The 12,697-nt window shown below is 65.5% G+C and carries 12 protein-coding genes; 6 read left to right on the top strand and 6 right to left on the bottom strand.

Going from position 1 to position 12,697, the window contains the following annotated elements:
* The first annotated feature begins 53 nt into the window (after window positions 1-53).
* The 5 genes from EN874_RS18255 to EN874_RS18275 all read left to right on the top strand — a co-directional run bounded on the left by EN874_RS18255 (window position 54) and on the right by EN874_RS18275 (window position 3,640).
* On the top strand, window positions 54-587 hold the full coding sequence (locus EN874_RS18255; protein WP_127426340.1) for an invasion associated locus B family protein: 534 nt from the start codon (window positions 54-56) through the stop codon (window positions 585-587).
* A 131-nt stretch (window positions 588-718) separates the two neighbouring features.
* Complete coding sequence (tldD, locus tag EN874_RS18260) at window positions 719-2,131, top strand: metalloprotease TldD (RefSeq protein ID WP_127426341.1); 1,413 nt, start codon at window positions 719-721, stop codon at window positions 2,129-2,131.
* Between the two features lie 77 nt (window positions 2,132-2,208).
* On the top strand, window positions 2,209-2,484 hold the full coding sequence (locus EN874_RS18265) for an AbrB/MazE/SpoVT family DNA-binding domain-containing protein (protein ID WP_126095239.1): 276 nt from the start codon (window positions 2,209-2,211) through the stop codon (window positions 2,482-2,484).
* Window positions 2,471-2,860, top strand: coding sequence for a type II toxin-antitoxin system VapC family toxin (locus tag EN874_RS18270; protein ID WP_127426477.1), 390 nt, complete (start codon window positions 2,471-2,473; stop codon window positions 2,858-2,860). The genes EN874_RS18265 and EN874_RS18270 overlap by 14 nt, the downstream gene beginning before the upstream one ends.
* 114 nt (window positions 2,861-2,974) lie before the next feature.
* Window positions 2,975-3,640 carry a transglutaminase-like cysteine peptidase gene (locus tag EN874_RS18275; RefSeq protein ID WP_168247526.1) on the top strand — a complete coding sequence of 222 codons (666 nt, stop codon included), beginning with the start codon at window positions 2,975-2,977 and terminating at the stop codon, window positions 3,638-3,640.
* Window positions 3,641-3,790: 150 nt separating this feature from the next.
* Here EN874_RS18275 and EN874_RS18280 read toward each other — a convergent pair whose 3' ends face one another.
* From EN874_RS18280 to EN874_RS18290, 3 genes are all read right to left on the bottom strand, one after another.
* Window positions 3,791-6,556 (bottom strand): caspase domain-containing protein, encoded by a 2,766-nt coding sequence (locus EN874_RS18280; RefSeq protein ID WP_127426342.1) that lies wholly within the window; start codon window positions 6,554-6,556, stop codon window positions 3,791-3,793.
* Window positions 6,557-6,726: 170 nt separating this feature from the next.
* Window positions 6,727-7,968: a class I SAM-dependent RNA methyltransferase gene (locus tag EN874_RS18285; protein WP_127426343.1), complete on the bottom strand. Its 1,242-nt coding sequence runs from the start codon at window positions 7,966-7,968 to the stop codon at window positions 6,727-6,729.
* Window positions 7,965-8,738, bottom strand: a complete 774-nt coding sequence (locus EN874_RS18290) for a TlyA family RNA methyltransferase (protein ID WP_127426344.1) — start codon at window positions 8,736-8,738, stop codon at window positions 7,965-7,967. The genes EN874_RS18285 and EN874_RS18290 overlap by 4 nt, the downstream gene beginning before the upstream one ends.
* A gap of 107 nt (window positions 8,739-8,845) precedes the next feature.
* Between EN874_RS18290 and EN874_RS18295 the strand changes: the two genes are divergently transcribed.
* A complete protein-coding gene (locus tag EN874_RS18295) occupies window positions 8,846-9,247 on the top strand; it encodes a GFA family protein (RefSeq protein ID WP_127426345.1) in 402 nt (133 codons plus the stop codon).
* Here EN874_RS18295 and EN874_RS18300 read toward each other — a convergent pair.
* From EN874_RS18300 to EN874_RS18310, 3 genes are all read right to left on the bottom strand, one after another.
* Entirely contained in the window at window positions 9,244-9,531 is a 288-nt protein-coding gene (locus tag EN874_RS18300) for a hypothetical protein (RefSeq protein ID WP_127426346.1), read from the bottom strand. The two genes, EN874_RS18295 and EN874_RS18300, sit on opposite strands and share 4 nt — an antisense overlap.
* Window positions 9,532-9,718: 187 nt before the next feature.
* Window positions 9,719-11,632, bottom strand: coding sequence for a 1-deoxy-D-xylulose-5-phosphate synthase (dxs, locus tag EN874_RS18305; protein ID WP_127426347.1), 1,914 nt, complete (start codon window positions 11,630-11,632; stop codon window positions 9,719-9,721).
* Between the two features lie 135 nt (window positions 11,633-11,767).
* On the bottom strand, window positions 11,768-12,688 hold the full coding sequence (locus EN874_RS18310) for a pirin family protein (RefSeq protein ID WP_127426348.1): 921 nt from the start codon (window positions 12,686-12,688) through the stop codon (window positions 11,768-11,770).
* Between the last annotated feature and the right edge of the window lie 9 nt (window positions 12,689-12,697).

Below are 12,697 nucleotides of genomic sequence, written 5' to 3' on the forward strand. Positions count from 1 at the left end.
CTTTACTTGGCCTTGGCGCAGCTTAAAGTGCCGTGATTCGCAATGGAGCCGTCATGACTTCCTGGCTTTTGAGACCCCTGGCGAAGGTCGTCTTCCTTGCCGCCTTGCTTGGCGCCGGCGTGGCGAACGCCGCGCCGCCGCAGACCGCGGCGCCGCCCAGCGGCACGGTCAAGTCGACGCATGGCGCGTGGTCGATCATTTGCGACACGCCGGCCGGCGCGACCTCCGAGCAGTGCGTGATGATGCAGAACGTCGTCGCCGAGGATCGTCCGGAGATGGGCCTTTCGGTGGTGGTGCTGCGCACCGCCGACAACAAGGCCGAGATCCTGCGGGTGCTGGCGCCGCTCGGCGTGCTCCTGCCCAACGGGCTTGGCCTCAACGTCGACGGCAAGGACATCGGCCGCGCCTATTTCGTGCGCTGCTTCCAGGACGGCTGCTATGCGGAAGTGATCCTCGAGAAGCCGTTGCTCGACACGCTGAAGAGCGGCACCTCGGCCACGTTCATCGTCTTCCAGACGCCGGAGGAAGGCATCGGCATCCCCGTCGATCTCAAGGGATTCGCCGAAGGCTTCGCCGCCCTGCCCTGAGCGCGGCGGCACCGCGGGTCGTCCACTTGTCCGCGGCGATGACAATCGCGTGTGAATGCCGCCGATTGTCTTGACGTGCCTTCGCCCCTACATCGGGTGGAATGATGAAACCGCCAGTGGACAGTCCCGCCATGAATAGCCTGATCGGCCAATTCGACATTTCCGACGACCGCGTCAAAGAGATCGTCGCCGACACCATCAAGGGCGCCGACGACGGCGAGCTTTTCCTCGAATACAGCGAGAGCGAAGCGCTGATGTTCGACAACGGCCGGCTGAAGACGGCCAATTTCAACACCGACCAGGGTTTCGGCCTGCGCGCCATCGCCGGTGAGGCAAGCGGCTATGCCCACTCCAGCGATCTTTCGGAAGCCTCGCTGCTGCGCGCGGCCGACGCGGTCTCAGCGGTCAAGGGCGGCTATTCCGGCACGCTTGCCGCAGCGCCCGCCCGCACCAATCGCCACCTTTACGGCGACGAAAATCCCATCCCCTCGCCCAGCTTCGAGGCCAAGGCGAAGCTGCTGCAGGAGATCGACGCCTGGCTGCGCGCCGCCGATCCGCGCGTGCGGCAGGTGACGGCCTCGCTCGCCGCGTCCTGGCAGCATGTCGAGATCGTGCGCGGCGACGGCCAGGTGGTGCGCGACATCCGTCCCATGGTCAGAATCAACGTCTCGGTGGTGGTCGGCGATGGCGACCGGCAGGAAAGCGGCTCCTACGGCATGGGCGGCCGCAAGAGCTTCGGCGAGTTCCTCACCGAGGAGAGCTGGAAGCACGCCGCGCGCGAGGCGCTCAGGCAGGCGCTGGTCAATCTCGAGGCCGTTCCGGCGCCGGCCGGCACCTTCGACATCGTGCTCTCCAGCGGCTGGCCGGGCGTGATGCTGCACGAAGCGGTCGGCCATGGCCTGGAAGGCGACTTCAACCGCAAGAAGACGTCGGCCTTCGCCGGGCTGATGGGCCAGCAGGTGGCGGCCAAGGGCGTGACCGTGGTCGACGACGGAACGATCGCCGAGCGTCGCGGCTCGCTCACCGTCGACGACGAGGGCACGCCTTCGGCGCGCAATGTCCTGATCGAGGACGGCAAGCTGGTCGGCTACATGCAGGACCGCCAGAACGCTCGCCTGATGGGCATGAAGGCGACCGGCAACGGCCGGCGCGAAGGCTACGCGCACCAGCCGATGCCGCGCATGACCAACACCTATATGACCGCGGGCGACATGAACCCGGAGGAGATCATCGCGTCGGTCAAGAACGGCATCTATGCCGTCTCCTTCGGCGGCGGCCAGGTCGACATCACCTCCGGCAAATTCGTGTTCGGCTGCACCGAGGCCTACATGATCGAAGACGGCAAGGTGACCCAGCCGATCAAGGGCGCGATGCTGATCGGCAATGGGCCCGACGCCATGCACCGCGTGACCATGGTCGGCAACGACATGAAGCTCGACAACGGCATCGGCATGTGCGGCAAGGCCGGACAGGGCGTGCCCGTCGGCGTCGGCCAGCCGCATCTGAGGATGAACCAGATGACGGTGGGCGGCACAAGGGTTTGAGGACGCTCAATCCGGCAGGTTTGAACAGCACCCGCAGCTAGAGTATCTTACCTTTGTCTTACACACGGTAAGCTTACATGGCTGGTGCCGAAAAACTCATAACCACCGTCTCGACCAAGGGACAAGTGATCCTCCCCAGCGCGATCCGGAAACGGAGGGACTGGGGCGCCGGCACGCGTCTGCAGGTCGAAGACACACCCGAGGGTGTTCTTCTGAAACCAGCGCCGGCCTTTACCCCGACGCGGCCGGAAGACGTGTTTGGTGTGCTGCCGCACAGCGGCAAGCCGAAGACACTGGAAGAGATGGACGCGAGCGTCCTTGCTGAAGCGCGGCGGCGCCATGCTCGCGATTGATACCTACCTTGTCGTCAGATACCTGACGAACGACCATCCCGAACAGTCCCCGCGATCCCGGCGGCTGATCGATGGTCAAGCTGTGTTTGTCGCCGTCACCGTGATCCTGGAGGCTGAGTGGGTGCTGCGCAGCGCCTATGGCTACGGCCAGGCCGAAGTCGTCAGGGCGCTGCGGGCGTTCGGTGGGCTTTCCACAGTGGAGATGGAAGAGGCCGCGCTTGTCTCCTCCGCGCTTGACCTGGCTGAGGCAGGGATGGACTTCGCGGATGCGCTGCATCTCGGCAAGTCTGCGCATTGCTCGGGGTTTGCGACCTTCGACCGCGAACTCATCAAAGCTGCTCGGGCTGCGGGGCATAGTGGCGTGCAAGTGGCGTAGCTACCCGCCGGATGCGAACACGATCGTGTTAGAAGATTATTAATTGTTCAATTGCCTTGACCGCCGTTTCCGCATTAACTCGTCGCCAGTCTTCCCGTTGCGGTGGTGTTGGCAGTGCAGCGTTCCCCTGGCGTACTGACCTCTTCCTTCCTCGTTGGCCTTTTCTCGTTGATCGGCGCGACATCGCTGTGCGTCGACACGGCGGCGGCGCAGTCGACCTTGTTCAAACGGCCATCGACGCAGCCCTCCGCGGACGCGGTTCGCTCCGTCTCGGTTGGAGGACGCACCAGCGTTCCCTATGGCTGGCTCGATTTCTGCCATCGCCGGCCGAAAGAGTGCAAGGTGCCTGCCCTGCAGGCCGCGAACGTCAAGCTGACCGCGCAGAACCTGCGCACCCTCAAGCGCATAAACCAGAAGGCGAACCGCGCCATCAAGCCCGTCAGCAACTACGATCACTGGGGCACGATGATGGACCACTGGGACTATCCGGTGGACGGCAAGGGCGACTGCAAGGTCTACGCGCTCTACAAGCGCAAGCTTCTCCTGGAGGCGGGATTTCCGCGGCAAGCGCTGCTGATGACGGTGGTGCGCGACCTCAACAATGAGGGCCACACCATCCTGACGGTGAAGACCGACAGGGGCGACCTCGTCCTCGACAATCTGGTCGACGAGGTCCGGCCCTGGAACGCGACCGGCTATTATTTCCTGAAACGCCAGTCGCAGCAGAACCCGAATGTCTGGGTGTCGATCAACCAGCGCGGCGGCACGCCGAAAACCTGACGGATGCTGCCAGGCTTGTAAGCCGAGCGGCCCGCATAACCAGGACTGAACCAGCCTTTACGGGTCGGTATGCAGGTGCTCCCTGCCTTGCAAATCGCGGGCCGGAAAGTCAGGCCCGCGCAACGGCAAACTGTTGTCCGGCCCGACAGCCTACTGCTGGCAGGGCGGCTCACCCGGATTGCCGCAAGCAAACTTCCTCTTTCCTTGCGGCTCCTGCTGCTTCGGCTGTTGCGGCTGACGCCGCTCCTGGACCTCAGGCCTCGGCTGCTCGCTGAACTCAGGCCTCTGCGGCCTGTTGACCTTGAAGTTGCGCTGGACGTTGACCTCCCCGCCGCCGGAACCTTCTTCATTCTGCAGCCTGCGGAATTTCCTGCCCCTGTCGCTTCCGCTGGCCGAGCCCTGATTCTGGTCCGAGAATACCTCTGGATTGTTCCTCCTGAGCCGCTTCTGCATGCTCGGCCCGTTGTCGGCCGGCTCACCGTTGACGGTCGGCAGCCTGCGGAACTTCCTGCCCCGTTCGTTCGCATTGGCCGAGCCCTGATCCTCGTCGGAGAACACGCTCGGATTGTTCCTCCTGAGCCGCTTCTGAATGCTCTGCCCGTTGTCGGCCGGCTCACCGTTGACGGTCGGCAGCCTGCGGAGCTTCCTGTTCTTCACGTTCCCGTCGACCGAGCCCTGGCTCTGGTCGGAGAACACGTCCGGATTGTTCCTCCTGAGCCGCTTCTGCACGCTCGGCCGGTTGTCGGCCGGCTCACCGTTGACGGTCGGCAGCTTGCGGAATTTCCTGCTCTTATTGTCGCGGTTGGCCGAGCCCTGGTCGCCCGGCTCGACAATTGCCTGGCCGGCGGACAAATCCCTGCGCGTCAGCTTCTTGGGTTTGCCGGACGGCATGTTCGGATTGTTCTTCCCGAACCTTTCCTGCGCGCTCTGGCCATTGTCGGCCGGCATGCCGTTGACGGTGGGCAGCTTGCGCAATTTCTTGCCCTTCTGCTGATCGGTGCCCTGCTCTCCGGTCGCGGCGGCGCCGGCATTTCCCGTCGCCTCCTGGTTGCCGCCCACAATGCCTTGCCTGCCGAACTGCTTCCTCGACTTGTTGCCGGGCAAATTCTGGTCGTTGAGCGCCGGCTTGCCGTTGACGAGCGGCAGCTTTTTGCCGTCGGCTCCGGGCAAGGCGTGGTCGCGCGACAGCTTGCCGGTTGCGGACTGGGTCTCCGGCTGCGGAGTCGCGGCGCCAGGCTGCTGACCCTGGATAACACGCTGGCCGGGCTTCGGCGGCAAGCCGACCTGTTGCTGATTGGACTTGGCCTGACCGGATATCGCCGCCCTCTTCTTCAGCACCGGCGGCAGCGCAACCTTGGCCGCCAACGCATCCGCACGAGCACCAACGGCGCCTCCGAGCGTCTTCTGGCCTGTGGTGACGCCCGCCTGAGCATTGCCGCTCGGCTGCGCGGCCTGATTGATGGTCTCGTTTCTGATCGTCGTGTTGATGTTGTTGATGACGGTCGTGTTGTGGATGTTGTTGAAGATAATGTTGTTCGGCGGCGGCACAATGTGGCGCGGCGGGTTGATGAACACGGGTATCGGCACGAACACCGGCGTCGGCAGGACGAAGACGTCAATCGGCGGCGGCGGCGGTTCAAGCACGATGAAATCCGGCGGCGGTGGCGGCAGGAAGATGATTGTGACCGGCGGCGGCGGTTCGAAGTCGAAATCGGGGTCGTCGAAATAGAGCACCGGGCGATCGACATAGACGATCTCCTCCTCCTCCGGCGGCGGCACATCGTAGATGATGACGGTGAAGTTCGCCGGCGGCTCGAGCTCGGCATCGAAATGCCTCAGCCGACGCCGCGCGTCCCAGGCATGCGGCCCGTGCGGATAACGGTCGAGGTAGGACCAGTAGGCTTCCGGCGTGTCCTGCATCCAGGTCTCACGCCAGGTAATCGCCTCGCGCCGCGCGGCGATGATGGCGCGCACCCGCTTGGCCATCGGATCGTGCGGATAAGCGACGAGGAAATCCTGGTAGCCGCGCATCGTGTCGCGGTCGAGCGCCGCGACATAGGCGTCGTGGGCATCAAAGTCGCGAATCTCCCTTGTCCGGTTGGCTTGGGATTCGGCCTCGGAAACCTTGGGCGCCGGCGCATCCGGCGCGCGGTCGAAGAAGACGAAGGGCGCGCTGATCTTCGAGGCGTCCCAAGGCACTTCTGCCCCTTGCGTCACCTCGTTGACGCGCAGGCGCGTGCGGTCGAACACGTCTTCGAGCGGCAGGCCGCCCTCGCGCATCATCTCGGCCAGCGCCTGGGCGTAGGCGCCGTAGGGTCCCTTGCCCTCCGGCGCGACGGTACCCGGAGCGGCATTGAACGCAATCAGCATGTTCGGGTCGGGATCGACCAAAGCGAGGCCGCCGGCGAGCGGCTGTTTCGTCTGCGGGAAGGCATTCGGCCGCGCCGCGTCGAGCACGACGATGTTGACCTTCGTCGGCAGGGCCGCGAGCGGGCGGGTGAGATCGGAGACCCGAATGGCCTGGATCGGCACGTCGGCAGGATTGGCGATGTTGGCGTCGACCGGCAGGAAATAGTTCTCGCCTTCGAACTGCGCGCCGTGACCGGCGAGATAGACGAAAACGACCGCGTCGGGGCCGGCGGCCGAAACCTTGGCGAGGAAATCGCGGAAGGCGCCGCGCAGCGATTCCTGGTCCACATCTCGCGCCCCGACCACGTCGAACCCCGCCGCCTGCAAGGTCTGTCCGATCAGCCCGGCGTCATTCGCCGGGGTCGCCAGTTCGCCTGACGAATACGCGGCATTGCCGATGACAAAGGCGAGGCGTTTTTGCTCTTGCGCGAGCGCGCCCGTCACGGTCGCGACCGCAAATACGATGAGAACGACAATGAGGCCGATGAATTTCTGAAGCGTTTGCATCGCAATCCGCCGTCCCTTGTCCGCCATCCGTTCAGAGCATTAACGCCGGAAAGGCAGGAATGTTTCCCTACAGCGCGAAATTAAGGCCCCGCAAAAAGGCGGCTTTAGGGCGCAATTTCGTCGAAAGAACAGAGGCTTCACAAAATTTCTTGCGAACCGACGGTTGCGGACTACCGGCGCCGCTTCGGCTTCTCCAGCAGCGCGACCGCCTCGACATGCGGCGACCACAGGAACTGGTCGATCGGCGTCACGCTCTTCAACTGATAGCCGCCGTCGAGGAGGATGCGCAGGTCCCGCGCCAGCGTCACCGGATTGCAGGACACGGCCGCGACCAGCGGCACGTCCGAGCGGGCGATCTGCTTGGACTGATCCTCCGCCCCGGCGCGCGGCGGATCGAAGACCAGGCCGTCGAAGCCGTTCAATTCCTTGAAGGTCAGCGGCCTTCGGAAGAGGTCGCGGCGTTCGACGGTCACCCGCTTCAGGCCGCTGGCGAAACGAAAGGCGCGGTCGAGCGCCGCAAGGGCCGGCGCGTCGCCCTCGACGGCATGGACCTCCGATCTCGCCGCGAGCCGGAGCGCAAAACTGCCGCAGCCTGCAAAAAGGTCGGCGACCTTCTTTGCGCGCGACAGATGCTGGCCGACGAGTCCGGCCATCGTCTGCTCGGCGGCCTCCGTCGCCTGCAGGAAGGCGCCCGGCGGCACCGCGACGGCGACCGACCCGAACTGCACCACCGGCTTCTTCGGCTCGACGATCACCTCGCCGTCGACCGAAAGTCTCGCCAGCCCCTCGGCAAGAACGAAATTCGAGGCGATGCGGCGCTGGTTCTCACCGAGCTTGCCGGCGTCGTGGACGGCGACATCGAGGCCCGAGGCGGTAACGGTGACCGTCATGTGGAAGGCCTTCGGCGTGGCGCAGACCAGAGCGGCCAGCCTCCGCAAACGATCGAGCGACGCAACGATCGCCGGCAGCGAGATCGGGCACTCCTCGATCGGGATGATCTCGGAAGAAAGCGCGCGCACGAAGCCGAGCAGCATGCCGGCCTCGGTGCGCCGGGCGCTGAAGACGACGCGGCGGCGGGTCTGCGGCGCGCACGGCACCAGCGCGTCCACCGCGCTGGCGATGCCCTTGGCCTTCAACGCCTGCACCACCCGCTCGCGCTTCCACTGGCGATAGGCCTCGGCTTCGAAATGCTGCAGTGCGCAGCCGCCGCATTCGATGAAATGGCGGCAGGCCGGTTCGACCCTGAGCGGGGACGCCTCCAGCACCGACATAAGCGTCGCGCGGTCCTTCTGCCGCGCCGCGGTGACCGTCTCGCCCGGCAGCGTGAACGGGATGAAGACCTCGCCGCCATCGGCATTAGCGATGCCGTCGCCTTGCGAGCCGAGCCTGGTGATGCTGAAGCGCGCGCTCATCGCGGTTTCGCGTCCTTGATCGCGGCGAGCAGGAATTCGCGATTGCCGTCGCCGCCCTCGATCGGCGACGAGTGCAGCCCAAGCACGCGCCAGCCCGGCATGCCGGCAAGCCAGTCGCGCAAACCGGCGGCGACGGCCTCGGCATCGCTCGGGTCCTTGAGCAGCCCGCCCTTGCCGATCGCCTCGCGGCCCGCCTCGAATTGCGGCTTGACAAGAAACAACGCCCTGGCGCCCTCGCCCGCCAGGGCGAGCGCCGGCGGCAGCGCCAGCTTTAGCGAGATGAAGCTGACGTCGCAAACCAGGAAGTCCGGGATGCGGCCGCCGAGGTCCGCTGTCGTGAGGTCGCGGGCGTTCAGCCCCTCGACCACCGTCACGCGCGGGTTAGCGGCGATATCGGGATGCATCTGGCCATGGCCGACATCGATCGCGATGACATGGGCGGCGCCGCGCTCAAGCAGAACCTGAGTGAAGCCGCCGGTCGAGGCGCCGATGTCGAGCGCGTCGCTCTCCGAGGGGTCGAGGCCGAAATGGTCGAGGCCGGCAATCAGCTTCAGCGCCGCGCGCGACACATAGCCTCGAGCCGGGTCGTCGATGGCGACGAGGCAGTCCGCCACGACGGACTGGCCGGGCTTGCGGGCAACCGCGCCGTCGACGGTGACCGTGCCGCGCTCGATCGCGTCGCGGGCGCGCGAACGGCTGGCGAACAGGCCGCGCTCGACGAGCAATTCGTCGAGCCGCTGGCGTGTGCTGGCTGGCAACGGAGAGTTCATCGGCCTTCATTGGCGAAAGCCGGACGCGAACGCAATGGCAGCCTGTTGAATATGGCGCGCGGGGCACGGCAGAATGCGGGGCCGTTTCACCAGCCCAGGAGGAGGCAATGCTGAAGGGAACCTGCCATTGCGGCGCCGCGCACTGGACCCTGGAAGGCGATCCGGGATCGATCACGGCCTGCAACTGCACGCTTTGCCGCCGCTACGGCACGCTCTGGGCCTATGACTATGTCGACGAGCGCATCCGCATCGCCGGACCGATGCGTTCCTACAGGCGCGCCGCAGTGGCCGAGCCGGCGCTCGAGATCCTGTTCTGCCCGACCTGCGCCTGCGTGCTTGCCTGGCGCGGCCTGCGTTCAGGTTCCAGCGGCCGCACCCGCATCGCCGTCAATGTCAGGCTGGCGCCGCCGGAGACTGTGGCCGACCTGCCGATCGACCATTTCGACGGTCTCGACAGCTTCGACGACCTCCCGCGCGACGGCCGCTGCGTGCGCGACATGTGGTTTTAGAAGACCCTCCGCGAGAGCGGGCGCTCGACGGCCGGCGTCAGGCCGTTGTCGCTGGAAGCCTGGCTGCGCGAAGGCTCAGCCGGCGGCGGCGCGCTCGGTGCGGCTTCAGGCAGTACCACAAGCTGGGGAACCTGCTTGTAGGAGAAGCCGCCGCGGATGTTGCCCATCTTGCCGGCGACGATGTCCATGACCGCCTTTTCGAGGTTGCGGTCGTAAGGCGTTTCGGCTGCCACCGGCGCGGCCATGGCCATCAGGAAGGCCATGCCGCAAAGGAACGGTTTCATTGTTCTTACCCCCTGCGTAAAGCGCGTCGCATCCCTTGATTTCGGGAGACATGCCTCAGACCAAGGTCTTAGCAGGGCGGCGTTGAAAATCGGCCAAAAGACAGGGTAACCGAAGCGCCAAACAAAAGCGTCAACAAACACTTACAACCGGAACCCGGCAAAGCGATTCAGCACGTTGAGAATTCGATCAGGCGCGCTGCGCCTGCACGCCGTGGCCGAGCGCGGCGAAGACCGTGCGCACGATGCCGGCCGTGTCGAGGCCCGCATCGGCATACATCTTCTCCGGCCTGGCGTGATCGGTGAACTCGTCCGGCAGCACGAGCGGGCGCACCTTGAGGCCGTTTTCCAGCAGGCCTTCATGGGCGAGGAAATGCAGCACATGGCTGGCGAAGCCGCCGACCGCGCCCTCCTCGATCGTCACAAGAACCTCATGCGAGCGCGCAAGGCGGCGCACGAGATCTTCGTCCAGCGGTTTGGCGAAGCGGGCATCGGCAACGGTGGTGGAAAGGCCCGCCGCGCCGAGCTCTTCCGCCGCCAGCAGGCAATCCTGCAGCCGCGTGCCGAAGGAGAGAAGCGCCACCTTGGTGCCTTCCTTGAGGATACGGCCCTTGCCGATCTCGAGCACCGAGCCGCGCTCCGGCATGTCGACGCCGACGCCGTTGCCGCGCGGATAGCGGAAGGCGATCGGGCCGCCATCATAGTCGGCTGCGGTGCGCACCATGTGGCGAAGCTCGGCCTCGTCGGCGGCGGCCATGACAACGAAGCCGGGTAGCGAAGCCAGGAAGGTGATGTCGAAGGCGCCGCAATGGGTGGCGCCGTCGGCGCCGACGAAGCCGGCGCGGTCGATCGGGAAGCGCACCGGCAGCTTCTGGATCGCCACGTCATGCACGACCTGGTCATAGGCGCGCTGCAGGAAGGTCGAATAGATGGCGGTGAAGGGCTTGTAGCCTTCGGTGGCGAGCCCGGCGGCGAAGGTCACCGCGTGCTGCTCGGCGATGCCGACATCGAAGGTTCGCGTCGGGAACACCTCGCCGAAAAGGTCGAGGCCGGTGCCGCTCGGCATCGCGGCGGTGATCGCCACAATGCGATCGTCCTCGCGCGCTTCCTGGATCAGGCTCTCGGCGAAGACCTTGGTGTAGCTCGGCGCGTTGGCCGGCGCCTTGGCCTGCGCGCCGGTGATGACGTCGAATTTGTTGACGCCGTGATATTTGTCGGCGGCGGCTTCAGCCGGCGCATAGCCCTTGCCCTTCTGGGTCACGACATGAATCAGCACCGGGCCGTCGGCATTGTCGCGCACGTTCTTAAGCACCGGGATCAGGTGCTCGAGATTGTGCCCGTCGATCGGGCCGATGTGGTAGAAGCCCATCTCCTCGAACAGCGTGCCGCCGGTGACGTAGCCGCGCGCATGCTCGACGGCGCGGGTGATGGCGCGGTCGGCCCGCTTGCCGAGGTAGGACGACAGCTTCTTGCCGAAATCGCGCAGGCCGAGATAGGCCTTGCCGGAGGCGAGCCTCGCCAGATAGGCGCTCATCGCGCCGGTCGGCGGCGCAATCGACATGTCGTTGTCGTTGAGGATGACGATCAGGCGGGCGTCGAGCGCGCCGGCATTGTTCATCGCCTCATAGGCCATGCCGGCGGACATGGCGCCGTCGCCGATGACGGCGATGACGTTGTTGCGGCCGCCCGCGAGCTCGCGGCCCACGGCCATGCCGAGGCCGGCGGAAATCGAGGTCGAGGAGTGCGCGGCGCCGAAGGGGTCGTATTCGCTCTCCGCCCGCCGGGTGAAGCCGGAGAGACCGCCTTCCTGGCGAAGCGTGCGGATGCGATCGCGGCGGCCGGTCAGGATCTTGTGCGGATAGGCCTGGTGGCCGACATCCCAAATCAGCCGGTCCTGCGGCGTGTTGAAGACATAGTGCAGCGCAATCGTCAGCTCGACCACGCCCAGCCCAGCGCCGAGATGGCCGCCGGTGTGCGACACGGCATCGATCAGCTCGGCGCGCAGTTCCGTCGCCAGCTGCGTCAGCTCGCTTTCGTCAAGCGACCGCAAATCCGCGGGGATGCGGACCTTGTCGAGAAGCGGCGTGTCGGGCTTTGGGTTCACTCTGGTGCAGCCTGCTCAGTCTTAACGTTGCGCTAACCTTTGAATATGCGCCTCGATCATGCGCGAAATATGCTGCTGGCGGGCGAATGTAAATGCGTGCCAGTGACGCGGCTGGCGCACGTCGTCCATCCCGCTCTAACCTTCCGGCAGCGGAATGAATTCTTCCTCATCGCCAGGAACGATATCGAAGCGGCCCGTCTTCCATTCTTCCTTGGCCTGCTCGATGCGTTCCTTCGAGGAGGAAACGAAATTCCACCAGATATAACGCTTGGAACCCAGCGACGCTCCGCCGAACAGCATGAAATGCGCGCCGCGCTCGGACGAAACGACGATCTCCTCGCCCGGCTTGAACACCAGAAGCCGCTCGGCCGGGAAGCGGTCGCCGGCGATGGAAACCTCACCCTCCAGCGTATAGATGGCGCGCTCCTCGGCATCGGCGGGGATTTTGACGCTGGCGCCCGCCGCCAGCCGCAAATCGGCGTAGAGCGTCTCCGAGGCGGTCGCGACCGGCGAGCGCAGCCCGGAAAATTCACCGACGACGACTCGGCCGCTGACGCCGTCGGCGTCGATCTCGGGCAGGCGGATCACCGACGTATTCGCGAACACCGGGGCGACCTCTTCCCTGCCGTCGGGCAAGGCCAGCCAGGTCTGCAGGCCGGAGACCGACATCGGCGCGCCACGCAACTCCTTGGGCGTGCGCTCGGAATGAACGATGCCGCGGCCGGCGGTCATCAGGTTCACGTCGCCGGGTGAGATCACCATTTCGGTGCCGAGCGAATCGCGATGCCTGATCTTGCCGTCGAACAGATAGGTGACCGTGGAAAGCCCGATATGCGGATGCGGGCGCACGTCGATCGCCTGGCCAGCGCGCAGGATCGCCGGTCCCATGCGGTCGAAGAAGATGAAGGGACCAACCAGCCGGCGTTTCGCCGTCGGCAGGGCGCGGCGAACCTCGAAGCCGCCAATATCCTTGGCGTTGGGGATGACCATCAACTCGATCTGGTCGCAGGCAAACGCGTCGCCGGCCTCAGGGTCGTTTCCCGGGAAGAAGCTCATGTCATGACC

The organism is Mesorhizobium sp. M1D.F.Ca.ET.231.01.1.1, from assembly GCF_003999155.2.
GTDB lineage: Bacteria > Pseudomonadota > Alphaproteobacteria > Rhizobiales > Rhizobiaceae > Mesorhizobium.